The organism is Micromonospora orduensis, assembly GCF_006228125.1.
GTDB lineage: Bacteria > Actinomycetota > Actinomycetes > Mycobacteriales > Micromonosporaceae > Micromonospora > Micromonospora orduensis.
In genome coordinates this window covers 13,786-34,982 of sequence record NZ_VDFY01000222.1, presented here as the reverse complement: position 1 = coordinate 34,982, position 21,197 = coordinate 13,786, and the positions used below count along the sequence as shown (strand labels likewise).

General features: G+C 73.4%; 18 protein-coding genes and 1 pseudogene. 11 read left to right on the top strand and 8 right to left on the bottom strand.

The genetic code is table 11. From position 1 onward, the window contains the following. The 5 genes from FHG89_RS25380 to FHG89_RS25360 all read left to right on the top strand — a co-directional run. Positions 1-1,231, top strand: a 1,231-nt coding sequence (locus FHG89_RS25380; RefSeq protein WP_139586927.1) for an aldehyde dehydrogenase family protein, incomplete at its 5' end; no start/stop codon positions are given. Between the two features lie 5 nt (positions 1,232-1,236). Beyond that, positions 1,237-2,004 carry a 3-oxoacyl-ACP reductase gene (locus FHG89_RS25375; protein WP_139586926.1) on the top strand — a complete coding sequence of 256 codons (768 nt, stop codon included), beginning with the start codon at positions 1,237-1,239 and terminating at the stop codon, positions 2,002-2,004. 114 nt (positions 2,005-2,118) lie between these two features. After that, positions 2,119-2,826, top strand: a complete 708-nt coding sequence (locus tag FHG89_RS25370; RefSeq protein ID WP_139586925.1) for a gamma-glutamyl-gamma-aminobutyrate hydrolase family protein — start codon at positions 2,119-2,121, stop codon at positions 2,824-2,826. Between the two features lie 42 nt (positions 2,827-2,868). Then, the gene (locus FHG89_RS25365) at positions 2,869-3,420 is read left to right on the top strand and encodes a pyridoxamine 5'-phosphate oxidase family protein (protein ID WP_139586924.1); all 552 of its coding nucleotides are present in this window, start codon (positions 2,869-2,871) and stop codon (positions 3,418-3,420) included. A 197-nt stretch (positions 3,421-3,617) separates the two neighbouring features. After that, positions 3,618-7,277 carry a SpoIIE family protein phosphatase gene (locus tag FHG89_RS25360; RefSeq protein WP_139586923.1) on the top strand — a complete coding sequence of 1,220 codons (3,660 nt, stop codon included), beginning with the start codon at positions 3,618-3,620 and terminating at the stop codon, positions 7,275-7,277. A 26-nt stretch (positions 7,278-7,303) separates the two neighbouring features. Here FHG89_RS25360 and FHG89_RS25355 read toward each other — a convergent pair whose 3' ends face one another. Continuing rightward, complete coding sequence (locus tag FHG89_RS25355) at positions 7,304-7,618, bottom strand: STAS domain-containing protein (protein WP_192580122.1); 315 nt, start codon at positions 7,616-7,618, stop codon at positions 7,304-7,306. A gap of 95 nt (positions 7,619-7,713) precedes the next feature. Here FHG89_RS25355 and map point away from each other — a divergent pair, with 95 nt between their 5' ends. After that, on the top strand, positions 7,714-8,571 hold the full coding sequence (gene map, locus FHG89_RS25350; RefSeq protein ID WP_139586922.1) for a type I methionyl aminopeptidase: 858 nt from the start codon (positions 7,714-7,716) through the stop codon (positions 8,569-8,571). After that, positions 8,568-9,281 carry a VIT1/CCC1 transporter family protein gene (locus FHG89_RS25345; protein ID WP_139586921.1) on the top strand — a complete coding sequence of 238 codons (714 nt, stop codon included), beginning with the start codon at positions 8,568-8,570 and terminating at the stop codon, positions 9,279-9,281. Before map ends, FHG89_RS25345 begins: the two co-directional genes overlap by 4 nt. 6 nt (positions 9,282-9,287) lie before the next feature. Here the strand turns inward: FHG89_RS25345 and FHG89_RS25340 are convergent, their stop codons facing one another. The 7 genes and pseudogenes from FHG89_RS25340 to FHG89_RS25310 all read right to left on the bottom strand — a co-directional run bounded on the left by FHG89_RS25340 (position 9,288) and on the right by FHG89_RS25310 (position 15,757). Beyond that, the gene (locus FHG89_RS25340) at positions 9,288-10,025 is read right to left on the bottom strand and encodes a nucleotidyltransferase domain-containing protein (protein WP_139586920.1); all 738 of its coding nucleotides are present in this window, start codon (positions 10,023-10,025) and stop codon (positions 9,288-9,290) included. A gap of 33 nt (positions 10,026-10,058) precedes the next feature. After that, positions 10,059-10,558 (bottom strand): annotated as a pseudogene (locus FHG89_RS25335) (nitroreductase family deazaflavin-dependent oxidoreductase). A 74-nt stretch (positions 10,559-10,632) separates the two neighbouring features. Then, entirely contained in the window at positions 10,633-13,419 is a 2,787-nt protein-coding gene (locus tag FHG89_RS25330; protein ID WP_139586919.1) for an FtsX-like permease family protein, read from the bottom strand. Further along, positions 13,416-14,150, bottom strand: coding sequence for an ABC transporter ATP-binding protein (locus FHG89_RS25325; RefSeq protein ID WP_139586918.1), 735 nt, complete (start codon positions 14,148-14,150; stop codon positions 13,416-13,418). Before FHG89_RS25325 ends, FHG89_RS25330 begins: the two co-directional genes overlap by 4 nt. Next, the gene (locus FHG89_RS25320; RefSeq protein WP_139586917.1) at positions 14,147-14,743 is read right to left on the bottom strand and encodes a PadR family transcriptional regulator; all 597 of its coding nucleotides are present in this window, start codon (positions 14,741-14,743) and stop codon (positions 14,147-14,149) included. The genes FHG89_RS25325 and FHG89_RS25320 overlap by 4 nt, the downstream gene beginning before the upstream one ends. Positions 14,744-14,795: 52 nt before the next feature. Next, entirely contained in the window at positions 14,796-15,233 is a 438-nt protein-coding gene (locus tag FHG89_RS25315; RefSeq protein WP_139586916.1) for a ferritin-like domain-containing protein, read from the bottom strand. Beyond that, positions 15,230-15,757: a hypothetical protein gene (locus tag FHG89_RS25310; protein WP_244295832.1), complete on the bottom strand. Its 528-nt coding sequence runs from the start codon at positions 15,755-15,757 to the stop codon at positions 15,230-15,232. The genes FHG89_RS25315 and FHG89_RS25310 overlap by 4 nt, the downstream gene beginning before the upstream one ends. A gap of 153 nt (positions 15,758-15,910) precedes the next feature. Between FHG89_RS25310 and rimP the strand changes: the two genes are divergently transcribed. The 4 genes from rimP (at position 15,911) to infB (ending at position 21,121) form a co-directional block, all read left to right on the top strand. Then, positions 15,911-16,621: a ribosome maturation factor RimP gene (rimP, locus tag FHG89_RS25305; RefSeq protein WP_139586915.1), complete on the top strand. Its 711-nt coding sequence runs from the start codon at positions 15,911-15,913 to the stop codon at positions 16,619-16,621. Beyond that, a complete protein-coding gene (gene nusA, locus FHG89_RS25300; protein WP_139586914.1) occupies positions 16,618-17,661 on the top strand; it encodes a transcription termination factor NusA in 1,044 nt (347 codons plus the stop codon). The genes rimP and nusA overlap by 4 nt, the downstream gene beginning before the upstream one ends. A gap of 16 nt (positions 17,662-17,677) precedes the next feature. Further along, positions 17,678-18,010: a YlxR family protein gene (locus FHG89_RS25295; protein ID WP_139586913.1), complete on the top strand. Its 333-nt coding sequence runs from the start codon at positions 17,678-17,680 to the stop codon at positions 18,008-18,010. Between the two features lie 93 nt (positions 18,011-18,103). Continuing rightward, positions 18,104-21,121, top strand: coding sequence for a translation initiation factor IF-2 (gene infB / locus FHG89_RS25290; RefSeq protein WP_139586912.1), 3,018 nt, complete (start codon positions 18,104-18,106; stop codon positions 21,119-21,121). Positions 21,122-21,197: the final 76 nt, after the last annotated feature.

Genomic DNA, 21,197 nt, shown 5'->3' with positions numbered 1-21,197 from the left:
GGCGGGGGATCGGGGGCGGTTGCTGCGGCGGTTCGCCGTCGTCGTCGACGCGCACCTGGACGAACTGGCCGCCCTGGAGGTCCGCAATTCCGGGCACACAGTCGGCAACGCCCGGTGGGAGGCCGGCAACGTCCGCGACGTGCTGGACTACTACGCCGGGGCGCCCGAACGGCTGACCGGACGGCAGATCCCGGCACCCGGCGGGTGGGACGTCACCTTCCACGAGCCACTCGGCGTGGTCGGGGTGATCGTGCCGTGGAACTTCCCGATGCCGATCGCCGCCTGGGGGTTCGCCCCCGCCCTCGCGGCCGGCAACACAGTGGTGCTCAAACCCGCCGAGCTGACCCCGCTCACCGCGCTGCGCCTGGCCGAGCTGGCCCGCGAGGCAGGCCTGCCCGACGACGTGTTCACAGTCATCCCCGGCGAGGGGGTGGTGGTGGGGGAGCGATTCGTCAGCCATCCGGCGGTCCGCAAGATCTGCTTCACCGGCTCCACCGAGGTCGGCACGCGCATCATGGCCGGCTGCGCCGCCCAGGTGAAGCGGCTCACCCTGGAGCTGGGCGGCAAGAGCGCCAACATCGTGTTCGCCGACGCCGACCTGGAACGCGCCGCCGCGACCGCGCCCGGCGCGGTCTTCGACAACGCCGGCCAGGACTGCTGCGCACGGTCGCGGATCCTGGTCCAACGCCCGGTGTACGACCGGTTCCTGGAACTGCTCGAACCGGCGGTACGCGCGGTGCGGGTCCAGGACCCGTCCCGGGACACCGCCGAGATGGGTCCGCTGATCTCGGCGGCCCAGCGGGACCGGGTCGCCGGCTACGTGACCGGGGCGACTGTGGCGTTCACCGGCTCCTGCCCGGACGGCCCCGGTTTCTGGCACGCCCCGACGGTGCTGCTGGCCGACTCGCCAGCCGACCGGCACTGGCGGGAGGAGATCTTCGGCCCGGTGGTGTCGGTGCTCCCGTTCGACGACGAGGCGGACGCGGTCCGGCTCGCCAACGACACCGAGTACGGCCTCTCCGGCTCGATCTGGACCCGGGACGTGGGCCGCGCCCTGCGGCTCGCCCGTGCCGTCGAGGCCGGCAACCTCAGCGTCAACTCGCACTCCTCGGTGCGCTACTGGACCCCGTTCGGTGGGATGAAGCGCTCCGGGCTCGGCCGTGAGCTGGGCCCGGACGCGTTGCACTCCTTCACCGACGTCAAGAACGTGTTCATCGCGACGGAGGAGTGACGCCAGTGCAGGGTCGGTTGCAGGACCGGGTGGCCGTGGTCACCGGAGCGGGCAGCGGGATCGGGTTGGCCACCGTGCGGCGGTTCACCGCCGAGGGGGCGCGGGTGGTCTGCGTCGACATCGACGCGGAGGCCGGCGAGAAGGCCGCCCAGGAGTGCGGCGGCGAGTTCGTCCGCACCGACGTCGCCGACGAGACGGCGGTACGCGACCTGTTCGATGGTGTGGTCGAGCGGCACGGGCGGGTCGACATCGCGTTCAACAACGCCGGCATCTCCCCGCCGGACGACGACTCCATCCTGGACACCAGCCTGGACGCCTGGGAACGGGTGCTGCGGGTCAACACCACGAGCGTCTACCTGTGCTGCAAGTACGCGATTGGGCACATGCGCCGCCAGGGCAAGGGTTCGATCATCAACACCGCCTCGTTCGTGGCGTTGATGGGGGCCGCGACGTCGCAGATCGCGTACACCGCCAGCAAGGGCGGCGTGCTGGCGATGACCCGGGAGCTGGGCGTGCAGTTCGCCCGCGAGGGCATCCGGGTCAACGCGCTCTGCCCCGGCCCGGTCGCCACCCCGCTGCTGCTGGAGCTGTTCGCCGCCGACCCGGAACGCGCCGCCCGCCGCCTGGTGCACGTGCCGATGGGACGGTTCGGGCAGCCGGAGGAGATCGCCGCCGCGGTGGCGTTCCTGGCCAGCGACGACGCCTCGTTCATGACCGCCGCGCAGTTCGTGGTCGACGGCGGCATCACCGGCGCGTATGTCACGCCGCTGTGAGCGCGAGGAGTGAGCCGGGCTTGCGAGCCCCGCAGTCGCGAACGGTGCCAGCGCTGTGAGCGCGAGGAGTGAGCCGGGTTTGCGAGCCCCGCAGTCGCGGACGGTGCCAGCGCTGTGAGGCGGCCGCTGATCGGGATCAGCGCGTACGTCGAACCCGCCGACTGGGCGGTCTGGCGGGGCGTACCGGCCGTGCTGGTGCCCGAGGCGTACGTGCGGGCGGTGACGGCCGCCGGTGGTCGGGCGGTGGTGCTGCCTCCGGACGACGAGGACGCCGAGGTGCTGGCCGTCCTCGACGGGCTGCTGCTGGCCGGGGGCGCCGACGTGGGTCCGGGGCGGTACGGCCAGCCGCGGCATCCGCGTACCGAGGACCGGCCGGACCGGGACGCCGGTGAGCTTGCCCTCCTGGCGGCCGCGCTCGCGGTCGGGTTGCCGGTGCTCGGCGTCTGCCGGGGAATGCAACTGCTCGCCGTCGCCTACGGCGGACGTCTGCACCAGCACCTGCCGGACGTGGTGGGCCACGAGGAGCATCGCCCTGCGCCCGGGGTCTACGGCGCCCACGCGGTGCGGTTCGCTGAGGGCAGCCTCGCCGCGACGGTGTTGGCGGGGGTGCGGCGGGTCAACTCGTACCACCACCAGGCGGTCGCCGATCCCGGACGGCTGACGGTCACCGGGTGGGCGGCCGACGGCGTGATCGAGGCGGTGGAGGACCCGGGCCTGCCGTTCGTGCTGGGCGTGCAGTGGCATCCGGAGAACGAGCCGGATCCGCGCCCGATCACCGCACTGGTCCGGGCGGCTGAACGGTCCCGGTCGGGTGTGACGTAGGTCGCCCCCGCCAGGTGCGGCGGCCGGTGGGAGGATCGGCGTATGGGCAAGGTCTATCCGGAGATCGACGGTCGGCTGCGTGACTTCATCACGGCCCAGCCGGTCTTCTTCGTGGCCACCGCGCCGTCCGGTGCCGAGGGGCACGTCAACGTCTCGCCGAAGGGCATGCGGGGCACCTTCGTGATCCTCGGCCCGCACCAGGTGGCGTACCTGGACTATCACGGCAGCGGTGCCGAGACCATCGCCCACCTGCGGGACAACGGCCGGATCACGCTGATGTTCTGCGCCTTCGACGGGCCACCGAAGATCGTCCGGCTGCACGGTCGGGGCAGCAGCGTCGCGGTGACCGACGACGCCTTCGCCGAGCGGATCGCCGAGTTCCCCGAGCCCCCGGACGCGCACGGGGTGCGGGCCGTGATCAGCGTCGAGGTCGAGCGGGTCAGCGACTCCTGCGGCTACGCCGTTCCCCTGATGGACTTCCGCGCCGAACGCGACCTGTTGCTCAGCTCACACTCCCGCCGCAGCGCCGACGATCTGGTGACCTACCGGGCCACCAAGAATGCGGCAAGCATCGATGGGCTGCCCGTCTTCTGACCTGCCCGAGCGTCCCGACGCCACCGGCTCGACCGTCATCGCCTGATCCCACCTGTCGGGTGACCGACGGATGTGGTGGAGGTAATCAGCGTCCACGGAGCGGCATGCGTTACGTTGCTGGTCCGCCGGGGTACAAGTCGGAGCACAGCGGGTGGAGATCAACGGCTGAGGGGCACGGCCGGAGCGGGGGAGGCTGCATGAGCTCGGCCCAGGGGGGCGCGGACACCGGGCATCCCTTCGCGGACGGTGGGGAGATCCCCCCGATGCTGGAGTCTGCGTTCGCGGCCGGCGGCGAGCTGGGCCAACGGCTACGCGACTTCGACTGGTCCACGACCCCGCTGGGTGCGCCCGGGCACTGGCCGGCGGCGCTCTCCAACGCGGTAGGCATGATGCTCGCCTCCAGCGCGCAGATCGTGATGTTCTGGGGCGACGAACAGCTCGCCTTCTACAACGACGCCTACCGCCCGACGATCGGCGCCAAGCACCCGGACGTGCTCGTCCAGCCGGCCCGCCGGCACTGGGCGGAGACCTGGGACGTTCTCGGCCCGCTGCTGGACGGCGTCCGGCGCACCGGCCGTTCCTACCGCGGTGAGGACCACCCCTTCCTGCTGGACCGGTACGGCTTCGTCGAAGAGACCTACTTCAACGTCTCGTACGACCCGATCCGGGGCGACGACGGCACGGTCAGCGGCGTCTACTGCATCGTCAACGAAACCACCGGGCGGGTGCTCGGTGAACGGCGGCTGCGGGCGCTGGCCGAGCTGGGCGCCGAGCTCGCCGACGTGGGCAGTGCCGGCGAACTCGGCCGGGCCGCCGCCGACGTGCTCGGTCGGCACCGGGCGGACGTGCCCTTCGCGTTGATCTACCTGAGTGACGACAGCGGTCGCCTCGCCCTGGCCGGGGCCAGTGGCACGGATCCGGCGACCGTCGAAGTGCCGGCCGACCTGCTCGCCCGGGTCGCCGCCCAGGGTGAGCGCACCACCGTCGACGTGGCGGACCTGCTCGATCCGCCGCCGGCCGAAGCGGCTCACCAGGCTCTCGTACTGCCCATCACGGCAGTCAACGAGGCGGTCGGCGCGCTGGTCGTCGGGGTGGCCCGCCGGCTGCCGCTCGGCGACGACTACCGCGACTTCCTCGACCTGGTGGCCGCGCAGATCTCCCGGGCCGTCGGCAAGCAGCGGGCGTACGAGCAGGAGCGGGCCCGGGCGGCCGAATTGGCCGCGCTCGACCAGGCGAAGACCAACTTCTTCGCCAACGTCAGCCACGAGTTCCGTACGCCACTGACCCTGGTGCTCGGCCCACTGGAGGACATGCTGGCGAACCCGGCGCTGCCCGCCGCCGACACCGAGCGCCTCACGATGATGCACCGCAACGCGTTGCGCCTGCTCAAGCTCGTCAACACGGTGCTGGACTTCTCCCGGCTGGAGTCGGGTCGGCTCGCCGCCCGCTTCCTGCCCACCGACCTGTCCGGCTACACGGCCCGGCTGGCCAGCACGTTCCGCTCGGCCACCGACCGGGCCGGCCTGCGACTGGTGGTGGACTGCCCGCCGCTGCCCACGCCGGTCTTCGTCGACCGGGACATGTGGGAGAAGATCGTCCTCAACCTGGTGTCGAACGCGGTCAAGTTCACCTTCGACGGTGAGATCCGGGTCCGGATCCGGACCGTGGAGGCCGGCGCCCGGCTCGAGGTGACCGACACCGGCGTGGGGATCGTGCCGGCCGAGGTGCCGCACGTCTTCGAACGGTTCCACCGGGTGCCCGGCGTGCGCGCCCGCACCCACGAGGGCACCGGGATCGGCCTGGCGCTGGTTCGGGAGCTGGTCGAGATGCACGGTGGCGAGGTCGGGCTGACCAGTCGCGTCGACGAGGGCAGCACCTTCACGGTGACCATCCCGTTCGGGTCGGCGCACCTGCCCGCCGACCGGGTGGCGGCGTTCGGCCCCCTGCCCGCCGGCGAACCGGAGCAGGCCCGCCTCTATGTGGCGGAGACCGCGCTGTGGGCTGGCGCGGAGGGCACGCCGGAGTTCGACAGCAGCCCGACCCCGGTCAGCCCGGCCGGCCGGATCCTCGTCGTCGACGACAACGTGGACCTGCGCGAACACGTCACCCGCCTGCTCTCGCCCACCTGGGAGGTGGTCACCGCCAGCGACGGGCTGATGGCCCTGCCGCTGGCCCGGGAGGGTGCGTTCGACCTGGTGCTCACCGACGTGATGATGCCCCGCCTGGACGGGTTCGGGCTGGTGACCGCCCTGCGCGCCGACCCGCGTACGCGGCATGTGCCGATCGTGCTGCTCTCCGCCCGCGCCGGCTCGGCGGAGGCCGTCGCCGGGCTCTCCATCGGGGCCGACGACTACCTCACCAAGCCGTTCTCCGGGCAGGAGCTGATCGCCCGGGTGCGGGCCAACGTGGAGCTGGGTCAACTGCGCGGGCAGATAATCCGCCGGCTCCGTGCGCTGGCCGACGCGGCGGTGGCGGTGAACACCGCCCGGTCGACCTCCGACGTGCTCCAGGTCGCGGCCCGGCACGCGCTGAGCCTCGCCGAAGCGGCCCGGGTGGTGGTCAGCGCGGCCGACGCGCGTTCCGAGGCGGACGGCGGTGGCACCACCGCCGCCGACCCGTCCTTCGTGGCCGACCTGACCGGCACCACCGGCGAGAAGCTCGGCGAGCTGCGGGTCTGGCGGGCCGCCGGCGACGACGCGCAGGCCGACGACGCCGCGCTGACCCAGCTGGCCCGGCTCGTCGGCGTGCGGTTGGAAAATGCCCAGCTCTACGAGGCCGAACACCGCATCGCCACCACCCTCCAGCACAGCCTGCTGCCCCAGTCGTTGCCGCAACTGCCGGGCGCGGTGGTGGCCAGCCGTTACCTGCCCGGCAGCGCCGACGTCGAGGTCGGCGGCGACTGGTACGACGTGATCGCACTGGACGGCGACGAGCTGGTGCTCGTCATCGGCGACGTGGTCGGCAAGGGCGTCCGGGCCGCCGCGGCGATGGGGCAACTGCGCAACGCGCTGCGGGCGTACGTGCTGGAGGGCTTCGACCCGGGCGCGTCACTGACCCGGCTCAACCGGCTGGTCGGCTCCACCGAGGGCCGCTCGTTCGCGACGGTGGTCTGCCTGCTGTTCAACCCGCGCACCGGCCGGCTGCGGTACGCCAGCGCCGGTCACCCCTCCCCACTGCTGATCCGAGGAGGCGACGTGGCGTTCCTGCACGACCGCGCGTTGGGGCCGCCGATCGGTGCCATCCCCGACACGACGTACCGGACGGCCGACGGGGAGCTGCGCGCCGGCGAACGGCTGCTCCTCTACACCGACGGCCTCATCGAGGACCGCACTCTCGGCATCGACGCCGGGCTCGCCCAGCTCCGCGTCGACGCCGCCACCCCGGGCGAGCACGTGGCGGACCTCATCGACGCCGTCATCGAGCGGGTCGTCGGGCAGCAACGGCGGGACGACGTGGCGGTGCTCGGCCTGGAGGCCGCCGAGCTGAACCGCTTCGCGTTGCGGCTGCCGGCGGACCCGACCCGGCTGAGCGTGCTGCGCAAGCGCCTGGAGGACTTCCTCGTCGCGCACTCGGTCGGCGAGACCGACCTGTTCGACCTGACCGTCGCCGTTTCCGAGGCCGCCGCCAACGCCATCGAGCACCCGGTGCACCCCACCGAGCCGATGATCAGCGTGGAGGTGGCCATCGAGGACCGCACGGTGACCGCCACGGTGCGCGACAGCGGGCGGTGGCGGGAGTCGACCGGCTCCGGGTTCCGGGGGCGCGGCCTGTCCCTGATCAAGGCACTGGGGGACCTGTCGGTGCGGCGTACCGATGAGGGCACCGAGGTGACGCTGCGCCGGCGGCTACAGGGCTGAGCGCGCGCCCGACGGGGGCCGGTGGCTCAGGCCGGGCGCAGCCAGCTCTGCTCGCCCAGACCGGAGATCTCCAGCACCCGGCGGACCTGCCGTGACGGCAGCACCGTGAGCGTGCCGGGGAACTGCTGGGCGAGCCGGACCAGGGCGTGGATGGCAGCCGAGTCGAAGAAGGTGACCGCGCTCAGGTCCAGCGTGATCTGCTCGGCGGGCTCCCGCAGCGCAGTCTGGAGCATGGTGTCGGCGGTCGCCATGTCGACCTCGCCGGCCACCACCACGTGGAGGTGATCACCGTCGATCTCCGCGCTGGCGGAGAAGACGGGTGGTGCTCCCCCTTGATCCACGCAGACACCATGGCACAGCCGACCTGGCGGGGCAACAACCGGTCCGCCGCGGCCGTGGCGCGGGTCACCAGCGGCTCCGGCGATAGGCTTGCGCCATGACCGTCCGTCCGCCGCTGACACCCGGCGCCCTCTCCCCGATGCGACAGGTGCCGTCCCACATCGCCCGACCGGAGTACGTGGGCAAGAAGCGCCCGCAGGAGTGGCGCGGCTCCCACGTGCAGACGCCGGAGACCATCGAGAAGATGCGGATCGCCAGCCGGCTGGCCGCCCAGGCGACCCAGCTCGCCGGCGAACACTGCAAGCCCGGCGTGACCACCGACGAGATCGACAAGATGGTGCACGAGTTCCTCTGCGACCACGGCGCCTACCCGTCGACGCTTGGCTACAAGGGCTTCCCCAAGTCCTGCTGCACCAGCCTCAACGAGGTCATCTGCCACGGCATCCCGGACTCGACCGTCATCCAGGACGGCGACATCATCAACGTCGACGTCACCGCGTACATCGGTGGGGTGCACGGCGACACCGACGCCACCTTCTGCGTCGGCGAGGTCAGCGAGGAGGCCCGCCTCCTGGTCGAGCGGACCCACGAGGCGATGATGCGCGGCATCCGCGCGGTCGCACCGGGCCGCCAGATCAACGTCGTGGGCCGGGTCATCGAGTCGTACGCCAAGCGGTTCGGCTACGGCGTGGTCCGCGACTTCACCGGCCACGGCATCGGGGAGTCCTTCCACAGCGGCCTGTACGTGCCGCACTACGACAGTCCCCGCCCCACCGACATCATGGAACCGGGGATGACCTTCACCATCGAGCCGATGATCACCCTCGGCACCTACCAGTACGACATGTGGGACGACGGGTGGACCGTCGTCACCAAGGACCGGAAATGGACAGCCCAGTTCGAACACACGATCGTGGTGACCGACGACGGCCACGAGATCCTGACCCTGCCGTGACCGACACACCCGCCGCGCTGCGCGAAGCGCACCACGCCGACGTCTCCGGCGGCTGGCTGCGCCCGGCCGTCTTTGGCGCGATGGACGGCCTCGTCACCAACATCGCCCTGATCGCCGGGGTCGGCGGCGGTGGGGTGTCGCCGCGCAGCATCGTGCTGACCGGCACCGCCGGCCTGGTGGCCGGGGCGATCTCGATGGGCCTCGGCGAGTACACGAGCGTCCGCTCCGCCAACGAACAGGTCGCCGCCGAGGTCGCCAAGGAACGGCGCGAGCTGGAACGGCACCCCGAGGCGGAGGCCCGCGAACTGGCCGACGCGTGGGTCGCCCGTGGCCTTCCCCGCGACCTGGCCACCCAGGTCGCCGAGGCGGTGCGCCGCGACCCGGAGGAAGCCCTGCGGGTGCACGTACGCGAGGAGTTGGGCGTCGACCCCGACGACCAGCCCAGCCCGTGGGCGGCGGCGATCTCGTCGTTCGTGTTCTTCTCGGTGGGGGCGCTGGTGCCGCTGCTGACCTACCTGTTCGGCGCCACCGACCTGTGGCTGGCGCTCGCCGTCGGCGGGCTCGGCCTGTTCGCCGCCGGGGCGGTCGTCGCCCGCTTCACCGGCCGGCCCTGGTGGACCAGCGGCCTGCGTCAGCTGCTGCTCGGCGCCGCCGCGGCCGGAGCCACCTACCTGATCGGCTCGCTGATCGGCGTCCAGGGCGGCCTGTGACAGCCGTCAGCCGCTGAGCAGGTCGTCGACCGTGCCGTCCACCGGCCGGCCGCGGGCGGTCAACTCGTCGGCTTGCCGGGCCAGCACCGTACCCACCTCGGTCATGTCCGCGCCCGCCAGACCGGTACGGCGTACCGCGTCACCGGGATCACGGAAGTAGGTGCGGGTCAGCAGACCGGTCACCGTCGCCGCGGCCAACCGTGCCTCGCCGAGCATCAGCAACGCCTGGTCGGTCTCGTACCACTCGGCCAGCCGGGCGGCCCGCGCGTGCGCCGCGGAGCCCCGGTACCAGGCCTGCCGCGCCGCCGTGCTGAACTCCGCCGGCCGCGCCCGGGCCAGCCGCCCGAGATGCTCATCGCGCAACATCCGCAGCCAGCCCGTCGGGTCGTGCAACGCCTGCGTGGTGACGTACCGGTCCGCGGTCAGCGGCCACAGCGGGGAGAGCACCCGGGCCTGCGCCAGGTAGTCCTCGGCGGCGGCCACGGTCAGGTCGACGAGCACCCCGTCCACCCGACGGGTCGCCACCGGCGGACCGGTGCCGGGCCGGTAGGTGACCACCAGCATCCCCACCTCGCGGTCCCCACCGCCGTCGTCGTCGCCGTGCGCCAGAGGACCGTGCACCGCGACCGCGAGCACCTCGGCGGAGAAACGCCTCCCGATGGCCTCGGCCACCCGCTCGGCCACCGTCCACCGTCGATCGTCGAGGCCCCGGTCGACACCGGCCTGCTCGCTGCTCGCGCTCACGGGTCCGCCTCCGCCTCGCTACCGGTTGTCAGCCTAGCCAGCCGGCGGCGGGCCGGACGGCTCGCCGCGCCCGGTGGGCACCAGCCGGAAGATGCGGATCTCCCGGCCGCCGGCCCGCTGCACGTACGTGCGGTACGCCGGCCACTCGGTGACCAGCAACCGCCACAACCGGTCCCGGTCGGTGCCCGTGGCCAGCTCGGCCCGCACCGGGATCCGCTGGCCCTTCACTGCCACCTCGGCCGACGGCTCGGCGAGCAGGTTCGTCGCCCAGCCGGGCTGGTGGGTCTGCCCCCAGTTCGAGCCGATCACCACGTACGCGTCGCCGTCGGGGACGTAGAGCAGGGGATTGCGCGCGGTTTGCCGGAGCGACGACCCACAGTGGTGATCAGCAGGGACGGCAACAGGCCGAGCGCGACGACCCGGCCCCGGGTCAGCCGGCCGACCATCCGGTCGGCGGGGACGAGCAGGCGGGCGGCGGCGCCGAACCAGCGGTGGTGACCGACGCGGCGGGTGAGGTTTCCCAGCACTGACACGCCGATCAGTCTGCCGGCTGTCGCGCCCCGGCGGCACCCCCGCGCGGTCCCGGATCGGCCGCCGCGCGGTCGGCTCAGTCCAGTCGCCGCTCGATCGGCAGCCGGGCGCGGGTGAACAGGCCAGCGCCGAGCATCGCCACCAGGGGCACCAGCACCAGGACACCGAGGACCGGCCACGGCACGAGGTACGGGTACGGCACGGGTGTCGGCCAGTCCGTGGCGTACTGGCGGTTCACCGAGAACAGCACGATCGCGGCGGTGCCCAGGCCGGCCACGATGCCGAGCACCGAGCCGAGGCCGGAGATGACCCCGGCCTGGCAGATCGCCAGCACACGGCGGACCGCCGGCGCCGCGCCGACCGCGGCGAGGGTGGTCAACTCGGCGCGGCCCTCGGCGGCGGCGAGCGCGGTGGCGATCCCGGCCGCCCCCACCGTGATCAGCCCGGCCGCCGCCGCGAGCAGCAGGAGCAGCGGCGAGATGTCCCCCGGGGCGCCACCGCTCTCCACCATGAGCGAGACCGCCCCGAAGGGACGCAGGGCGGCGGCGAACCGCTCCTGCCGTTCCCCGCTCGGCGGTGACGAGGTGCCGATCACCCAGCCGGCCGGCGTCGGCTTCAGGTCGAGCTCGCGCAGCGCGGCGGCGGAGAGCAGCAGGCGGGACTGGCCGACCGCCGCGGGCAGCGCGTACCCGGGCAGGTCGGCGGCGGCCGTCGTCGGCTGGTCCGATCCGGCGTCCGCTCGCTTGACCTGCACGGTCACCAGCCCGTTGTGCAGGTAACGCGGGTCGGTCACCACCACGCCGCCGGCGCGCAGCACCGCCGTCGCGGCGGCGGTCGCCGCCGGATCGGCGTCGGTGAGCTGCGGCAGCGCCGTTCCGTCGTCCACCAGAGGTTCCACGTAGGTGCCGTAGTAGTCCACCGCGCGACGCTGGCAGCGGGGATCGGCCCGGGCCTGGCGACGCTGCGCCGCGGAGAGGTCGTCCCCGGCCCGCCAGGGGCAGGCCTGCTCGGCCGGCAGCGCCGGTGCCACGTCGCAGTACCCGCCGTCCGGCGGCACGCAGACCGCCGCGGACACCCCGACTACCGCGTCGGTGCCCAACTGCTCCCGCGCCGCGTCGGTGACCTGGGCCAGCGTGGGCAGCCGGGTCAAGTCGTTCGGGCTGACCAGCACGTGCCCGGGCGGCAGCAGCGGCTGGTAGGCGTGCCGGTCGCGGACGCCGTCGCTGGCCAGGTAGCCGCCGAGCGCCACGCTGCTCGCCACGGCGGCCATCACGGCGCAGATGGCCGGGGCGGCGGCGGCGCGGTTGCGGCTGGCGTCGCGCAACGCGATGCGGGGCGCCAGCGGCAGCACCCGGCCGAGCCGGGCGAGCACACCGATCAGGGTGGGCGTGCAGCACACCAGGCCGAGCTCGCCGAGGATGAGGCCGGTGAGGATCACCGCCGGCGAGGTCCGGGCGGCGCCGAACGCCGCCAGCGCCGCCCCGCCGGCCACAAGCGACAACCCGAGCGCCAGCCATCGGCTCCGGGAGGCCGGCGGCGTACGACGCCCGGCCAGACCCGCGCTGACGTCCTGCCGGGCGACGGTCCACGCCGGCGCCAGCGCGGCGAGCACCCCGGTCAGCACCGCGACCCCGCCGAGCACCGCCAGGGCCGCCGGCCAGCAGCGGTACCCGCCGAAGCGGGCGCCGAAGACGTACTGCTCCACCAGCGGACGACCGGCGAACGCCGCGGCGACGCCGAGGACCAGGCCGACGACGGCGCCCAGCACACCCAGCACCACGCCGTCGGCGAGCACGACCCGGCGCAGCTGGGCGGCGTCCCCGCCGGCCACCGCGACAAGCGCCAGGTCCCGGCGTCGGCGCCGGATGCCCACCGCGAACGCCGGCCCCACCAGCAGGACGACCTCCAGCAGACCGAGGCCGGCGATCAGTACGCCGGTGCTCAGGTCGTTGGTGTCGGTCGCGCCGATCGAGCCGGCCCAGCCGCGGCCCGGCTCGGGCACGGAGCCGGTCGGATGACGGGGCGTGACGAGCACGCCCCGGTCGTTGAGCCGGGCGACAAGCGCGGCGTCGACGCCGCCGGGCACGTCCGCCAGCCAGCTGCTGTCCAGCTCCGGAACGGTCCGTGGAACGGCTCCCGGGTGCAGCGCCACCACCGGCCCGAGGTCGTCGGGGAACTCCACCACCCCCACGACGGTGTACGCCCCCTTCCCGTCGGCCATCGTCAGCGCACGGCCGAGGCGCAGGTCCAGGCGGCGCAGCGCGGCGGGACTCACCGCCACCTCGCCGGGTTGCTGCGGCGCGCGGCCGGCCCGGAACCGGGCCACTCCCCGGGCCAGCGGGTCGGTGAGGTCCAGCACCCGCCCGATGATGCTCTCGTCGCGGTCCGGCCCCCGCACGGTCAGCGGGACGCGGGCGCGTACCTCGGCGACGCGGCTGCCCGGCGGCAGCAGCGCGGCGACCTGACCGGCGGTGACCGGGCCGGCGGGTAGGTGCTCGCCCTCCCGCGTGTACCAGCTGCCGCCCCACTCGTCCTGCTCGACGGGGGTCTGGGAGATCCAGCGCAGCTCCGCGTCGGCCACGCCGAGTCGCCTGTCGACCCGCTCCTGCGGGGTCAGCTCGGCCATGTCGTAGCTCGCCGCCAGGAAGGCCAGCACCAGCACCGGCAGGGCGATCATCGCGAGCACCAGGGCGGTGCGACGGCGGGAGCGGCGTGCCTCCCGTCGGGCGATCCGCAGCGCGGCCCGCCAGGAGCCGGTCAGCTCGGCGAACCTCCGCCGGCCGGTCCGGACCGGCGGGGTGGTCGGCCTGGGCGCCGGTACGTCGGCGCGGCCGGGGGCCCGCGGCGTACGGCGGGTGGTCACCGGTCGCTGCCGGACAGCAACTGCTCGACGCTGCCCAGCGGGGCCGTGGTGTCGACAAGCACCCCGTCGCGCAGGAACACCACCCGGTCGGCCCACCCGGCGTGCCGTGCCTCATGGGTGACGAGCACCCCGGCGGCACCCGCGTCGATGCGACGGCGCAGAAGGTGCAGCACCGCCTCGCCGGTCTGCGAGTCCAACGCGCCGGTCGGCTCGTCGGCGAGCACCAGTCGCCGTTCGCCGACAAGCGCGCGGGCGATGGCCACCCGCTGCTGCTGACCGCCGGAGAGCTGGTCGGGGAAGCGGTCGCCCACCGCCGGCAGCCCCACCTCGGTGAGCGCGGCCATGGCCAGCGAGCGGGCCCGCCGGCCGCTGGTGCCGTCGAGTTCCAGCGGGAGGGCCACGTTCTCCACGGCGCTCAGGCTGCCCAGCAGGTTGAGCTGCTGGAAGATGTAGCCGATCCGGCGGCGGCGCAGCTGGGCCAGCCCGCGCCGGTCCAGCGTCCCCAGCGGCTGACCCTCGATGAACACCTCGCCGTCGGTCGGGCGGTCCAGGCCGCCGGCGAGGGCCAGCAGTGTGGACTTGCCGGAGCCGGACGGGCCCATCACGGCGACCAGCTCACCGGGTCGGACGACGAGGCTGACGCCGCGCAGGGCGTGCACGGCGGCCGGGCCGGCCCCGTGGGTGCGGTGGACGGCGCGCAGCTCCAGCACCGCGTCGTCCGGTCCGCTCACCGTCGCGCCTCCTCGTCGGCCCACCGTGCCGCCTCGGGCGTGTCACCCGGTCCCGGTGCGGACGGCGGGGGGACGGCGGGTCGGTGGCGCACCAGGCTCGTCTCGCAGTGGTCCAGCCAGCGGACCTCGGCCTCGGCCTGGAACACCATCGAGTCCAGGACCAGCCGCCACGGCAGGTCCTCCGGCCGGTCGCTGCCGTACTTCAACCGGGTCAACTCCTGCAACGCCCGCATCGTCGCGCTGCGCTGCGCCTGCACCACCGAGCGGACGTCCACCCCGGGGGTGGTGAGCGCGAGCGCCAGCTTGATCGCCAGCTCGTCGCGGGGGCGGTCGGTACGGCTGATCGGGGTGGCGAACCACAGGGCGAGGTCGGCCCGGCCGGCGTCGGTGATCTCGTACGGGCGCTGCCCGGCCTCGCTCTCCGGCAGCGGGCGCACCAGACCGTCCCGTTCCAGCCGGGACAGCGTGGTGTAGACCTGCCCGATGTTCAGTGGCCAGGTCGAGCCGGTCGACTCCTCGAACGCGGCGCGCAGCTGGTAGCCGTACATCTGGCCGCGTTCGAGCAGGGCGAGCAGCCCGTGACGGATGGACATGGCAAGGGAGTATGCATACCTGGTATGCGCACCGCAACCGGAGTAGACCCGTTCAGGTCGGGCGGCCGGGAAATGCGACAGTCGGCGGGGTCACCCCTGCGGTCTTGCGCCACCGGGTGGCCCGTACGGCGTACTCGACCAGGGCGGCCAGCGCCTGGTCCCGGTCGGCGCCAGTGGTGGACGCGAGCGCGGCCCGCCAGTGCGCCGCCGTGCGTTCCTCCACCTCGACGGCGAGCCGCAGCGCGCTCGCCCGGTCGGTGACCGGGAACGGCAGCGCGTACCCGGCCCGGTCCGGTGGGACGGTGCCGCCGCTGGTGCTGAGCTGCACGACCAGAGCATCGCGCCGGCGTCGGTGCGCGGCCTCCGCCTGGCGCGCGGCGTCCCGGGCCGCCCCGGTGAGACGTACCCCGATCCGGCCGTAGGCGTAGATGGCCGCGTACTCGGCGGACAGGGCGCCGGCGAGGGCCTCCGCGGCGGACGGCTGCTTCACTTCAGTGCCTCCTGGTGGGTGGCCCGGGCGGCGGCGATCGAACCGAGCAGCGCCGCCCGTTCGGCGGGCGCGGCGGCGCAGGCGGCGGTGGCGGTGCGCTGGCCGGCCTTCTCCAGGGCGCGCAGGGCGGCCAGCGCACCGGCCGGGTCGGCCGCCGGGGTGGTGCTCGGCGCGGCGGCGGGCGCCGAGGGCAGCGCGACGCCGATCACCCGGGCCAGTTCGGTGGCGTGCGCGGTGTGCGCCTCGGCGATCGCGTTGAGCCGGTCGGCCAGCTCCGGATGCGCGGTCGCGCTCGCCCGGTGCGCCGCGGCGAGACCGAGGGACTCGTCCACCATGGGCCGCAGCGGGTCCGGCGGCGGCGCCGGCTGGTCGTCACGGTCGAAAAGATCACAGCCGGTCAGCGGCGCCACCGCGCCGCCGAGCGCGAGCAGCGCTCCGGTACGCAGGAGCTTTCGCCGGGAATGTCCGGATGATTGGTCGCGCGGTGTCGTTCTGCCGATCCCCACCGGGCAAGTCAACACCATCCGGGCCGCTGCGGGGGCCACCGACGTCGGTGCGCCGCCCGGCCCGCTGCCCGGCAGGCGCGTTACGCTCTGCGCAGCCACCGGCGCGTCCGCTCCGGTGGTGTGCCGGCATGCCGGGACGACGTCCCGGTCGACCAGGGAAAGGGTGCGGAGATGACGCAGCGTGGCCGTGCCACCAGGTCGACGGGTCGACCCCGCGATGGCGCGGGTCCCCGGGGGCCGCGCGAGGGCGGTCCCCGCGGCGGTGATCTCGCGGCGCGTCGTACCCGACTGCGGACCGTGATCGAGCCGGTCGTCAACGGCGCCGGCTACGACCTGGAGGACCTGTCGGTCTCCCGGGCCGGCCGCCGGCACGTGGTGCGGGTGATCGTGGACCGCGACGGCGGGATCGACCTGGACGCCGTCGCCGACGTCTCCCGCGCGGTCTCGACCGCGCTCGACGCGGCCGAGGAGGCCGACGGCGACATCGTCGCCGGCGAGTACCAGCTGGAGGTCAGCTCGCCCGGCGTGGACCGGCCGCTCACCCTGCCCCGGCACTGGCGGCGCAACGTCGGTCGGCTGGTGAAGGTGACCGTCCGGGCGGCGGCGTCGTTGCCCGGTCAGCGCGGCGAGGAGCCCGGCGGCGACCGGCAGCTGACCGGCCGGGTGGTCGGCGCCGACGACGACGGCGTGCAGCTGGAGACCGACGACGGCCGCACCTCCTGGGCGTACGCCCAGCTGGGTCCGGGCCGGGTGCAGGTCGAGTTCACCCGCCTCGCCGAGCTGGGCGAGCCGGACGAGCTCGACGACGCGGACGACACCGACGAGTTCGACGATTCAGACGACATCGACGACGAAGATGATGTGGAGGACGAGGAGAGGTGAACATCGACCTCGCGGCGCTGCGCGCACTCGAGCGCGAGCGGGAGATCCCGTTCGACACGATTCTCGCGGCGATCGAGACCGCACTGCTGACCGCCTACCGGCACACCGACGGCGCCGAGCCGCACGCCCGGGTGGAGATCGACCGCAAGTCCGGCGCCGCCCTGGTGTACGCGCAGGAGATGGACGCCGACGGCAGCCTGGTGCGCGAGTGGGACGACACCCCGCACGACTTCGGCCGGATCGCCGCGATGACCGCCAAGCAGGTGATCCTCCAGCGGCTGCGGGAGGCCACCGACGAGGTGCACTTCGGCGAGTACGTCGGCCGTGAGGGCGACCTGGTCACCGGTGTGGTGCAGGCGCACGAGACGCGGATTGAGAAGGGCATCGTCAGCGTCGACCTGGGCAAGCTGGAGGGCGTGCTGCCGCAGTCCGAGCAGGTGCCCGGCGAGCGGTACGCCCACGGCGAGCGGATCCGCTGCGTCGTGGTGCACGTGGCCAAGGGCATGCGTGGTCCGCAGATCACCCTGTCCCGGTCACACCCGGCGCTTGTCAAGAAGCTGTTCGCGCTGGAGGTGCCGGAGATCGCCGACGGCACGGTGGAGATCGGTGCGATCGCCCGTGAGGCAGGTCACCGTACGAAGATCGCCGTCCGCTCCACCACCCCCGGGGTGAACGCCAAGGGGGCCTGCATCGGCCCGATGGGTCAGCGGGTGCGTGCCGTGATGAGCGAGCTGCACGGCGAGAAGATCGACATCATCGACTGGTCGGACGACCCGGCCACCTTCGTCGGCAACGCGTTGTCGCCGGCCAAGGCGCTGCGGGTCGAGGTCGTGGACCTGGCCGGTCGGGCCGCCCGTGTGACCGTTCCGGACTTCCAGCTCTCCCTCGCCATCGGGCGGGAGGGGCAGAATGCCCGACTCGCTGCCCGGTTGACCGGTTGGCGGATCGATATTCGGTCCGACGCGGAGCAGACCGCGCCCGCCGCGCGCGGGGCAGCTGATCACGTGCCGGAGCCGGGCGGCGCGATCTCGGGCAGCTAGGGGTAGACTTCCTCCAGTGGTACGACGCGCGCAGCCGGAGCGCACCTGTGTGGGTTGCCGGCAACGTGCGCCGGCCAGCGAATTGCTGCGGATCGTCGCGATCGGGGACGAGGCTGGTTACAGCCTCCGGCCTGATCCGCGCCGCAGGCTGCCGGGTCGGGGGGCGAACATGCACCCGGATCCGGCCTGCTTCGCGCTGGCTGTGCGGCGCCGCGCCTTCGGGCGTGCGTTGCGCATCACCGAGGTCCTCGACCACGGTGTGCTGGCGGAGCACGTCGATGCGCCAACCACTACGTCCGGTCAGCCCGACCGGGCGAGGGTCGCTAGCAGGGTAGGACGACCGACATGAGCACACGATGAAGTCCCTGAAATGACCAGGCTTCAAGTGCACGAGTGAGGTCGCTGCGGGTGCTGCCCGCACGACCTCGGAGTGAGGAGTGCAGTGGCAGGCAAGGCCCGCGTACACGAGCTTGCAAAGGAGCTCGGGGTCGAGAGTAAGACCGTTCTCGCCAAGTTGAAGGAAATGGGCGAGTTCGTGAAGTCCGCGTCCAGCACCGTCGAGGCGCCCGTCGCCCGTCGGCTGCGTAACGCATTCGTCGCGTCCGCCGGTGGTCCGGCGCCCGCGGCCCCGTCGGCGCCCGCTTCGGCGCCGGCCACGAGCCCGAGTCCGACCCCGACGCCGTCCCCGACCCCGGGCGCGCCACGGGTCTCGGCCAAGCCGATGCCGCCTCGGCGGCCGGCCGCGCCGGCTCCCGGCCCGAAGCCGAAGGGTCCGGTGCCCGGTGCGCCGCAGCCCGCGGCTCCGGTCGCCAAGCCGGCGAGTGCCCACGACATCGAGGTGGCGGCCGCGGAGGCGCGTGCCGCCGCGCTGAAGGCTGAGCAGGAGGCCGCGGTCAAGGCCGCGCAGGCCGCCCGCCAGCAGCAGCGGGACAACGTCCGCCGGGAGCCCCCGACGGACGGCAACCGCCCCGGCCCCCGGCCGGGTCCGGCCGCGATGCCGCCCCGTCCCGGTTCGCCGGCAGCTCGTCCGAGCACGCCGGCTCCCGGTCCGGGTGCCCGGCCGGGCGGTCGTCCGCCGGCGCGCGGCGCCGGTAACAACCCGTTCGGCATCCAGGGTGGCCAGCAGCAGCGGCCCCCGGCGGCCGGCGCGGGTGGCCCTCGGCCCAACACCCCGGCGGGTATGCCGCCGCGGCCCAGCCCGAACTCCATGCCGCCGCGGCCCAGCCCGGCGTCCATGCCGAGCCAGCGTCCGGCTGCCGGTCGCCCCGGCCCCGGTGGTGCTGGTCGTCCCGGCGGCGGCGCGGGCCGTCCCGGTGGCGGTGGCGGCGGCTTCCGTGGCGGCCCCGGCGGCGGCGCCGGTGGCGGCGGCGGTTACCGCGGCGGCCCTGGTGGCGGCGGTGGTGCCGGCGGTGGCGGTGGCTACCGTGGCGGTCCCGGCGGCGGTGGCGGTGCTCCCGGCGGCGGTTTCCGTCCGGGTGCCCCGGCTGGCGGCGGCGGTCGTCCGGGTGCCGGTGGTCGTGGCCGTGGCGGCGGCGCCGCGGGTGCCTTCGGGCGTCCGGGTGGCCGGCCGACACGTGGTCGCAAGTCCAAGAAGCAGCGCAGACAGGAGTTCGACAACCTGTCGGCTCCGACCATGAGCTCGGGTGCTCCCCGGGGTCAGGGTCAGGTCGTCCGGCTGTCCCGTGGCGCCTCCCTGTCGGACTTCGCCGACAAGATCAACGCCAACCCGGGTTCGCTGGTCCAGGAGATGTTCAACCTGGGCGAGATGGTCACCGCGACCCAGTCCTGTTCTGACGACACCCTGCAGCTGCTGGGTGAGCACCTGGGCTTCGACATCCAGATCGTCAGCCCGGAGGACGAGGACCGCGAGCTGCTCGCGCAGTTCAACATCGACCTCGACGCGGAGGTGGCCGAGGAGCGTCTGGTCAGCCGTGCGCCGGTCGTGACCGTCATGGGTCACGTCGACCACGGTAAGACCAAGCTGCTCGACGCGATCCGTAAGGCGAACGTCGTGGCCGGTGAGGCGGGTGGCATCACCCAGCACATCGGTGCGTACCAGGTGCACGTTCCGCACGAGGGTGTGGACCGCGCGGTGACCTTCATCGACACCCCGGGTCACGAGGCGTTCACCGCCATGCGTGCCCGTGGCGCCCAGGTGACGGACATCGTGATCCTGGTGGTCGCGGCCGACGACGGCGTGATGCCGCAGACCATCGAGGCGTTGAACCACGCCAAGGCGGCCGACGTGCCGATCGTGGTCGCGGTCAACAAGGTCGACAAGCCGGAGGCCAACCCGGACAAGGTCCGCCAGCAGCTGACCGAGTACGGCCTGGTCGCCGAGGAGTACGGCGGCGAGACCATGTTCGTCAACGTGGCCGCGAAGCCGGGCATCGGCATCGAGGAACTCCTCGAGGCTGTCCTGCTGACCGCCGACGCGTCGCTGGAGCTGACCGCTCCGATCGACGGGCCGGCGCAGGGTGTGGCCATCGAGGCGCACCTGGACAAGGGCCGCGGTGCGGTGGCGACGGTGCTGGTGCAGAAGGGCACCCTGCGGGCGGGCGACTCGATCGTCGCCGGTGGGGCGCACGGCCGGGTCCGGGCCATGCTCGACGAGAACGGCAACCAGGTCTCCGAGGCCGGGCCGGCGCGTCCGGTCATGGTCCTGGGTCTGACCGCGCCTCCCGGCGCGGGCGACACGTTCCTCGCCGCGGCGGACGACCGGACGGTGCGGCAGATCGCCGAGCAGCGCCAGGCGCGGCGGCGGGCGGCGGCATTCGCCAACTCCCGTGGTCGGGCCACCCTCGAGACGCTCATGGAGCAGCTCAAGGAGGGCGAGAAGACGTCGCTCAACCTCATCCTCAAGGGCGATGTCTCCGGTTCGGTGGAGGCCCTGGAGGACGCGCTGTTCAACCTCGACATTCCCGAGGAGGTCCAGCTCAAGGTCCTCGACCGGGGCGTCGGCGCGATCACCGAGAGCAACGTCATGCTCGCGAGCGCCTCGTCCGAGCCGGTCACGATCATCGGCTTCAACGTGCGGGCCTCGAACAAGGTCCGTGAGATGGCCGACCGCGAGGGCGTGGAGATCCGGTACTACACCGTCATCTACCAGGCCATCGAGGAGATCGAGGCGGCGCTCAAGGGCCTGCTCAAGCCGGAGTACGAGGAGGTCGAGCTGGGCACCGCGGAGATCCGCGACGTCTTCCGCTCGTCCAAGATCGGCAACATCTCCGGTTGTATCGTCCGGTCGGGCATCATCCGACGCAACGCGAAGGCACGCCTGCTTCGGGACGGGACGGTCGTGGCGGACAACCTCACGATCACCTCGCTCAAGCGGTTCAAGGATGACGCCACCGAGGTCCGCGAGGGCTTCGAGTGTGGTCTGACCCTGGGTGGTTACAACAACGTCCAGGTCGGCGACGTCATCGAGACCTTCGAGATGCGGGAGAAGGCTCGCGCCTGATCCGGCAGTGACACGCTGATCAAGGGGTTTACGCCGTTTGGCGTAAACCCCTTGATCATGCGGGGTCGGGTGGCGG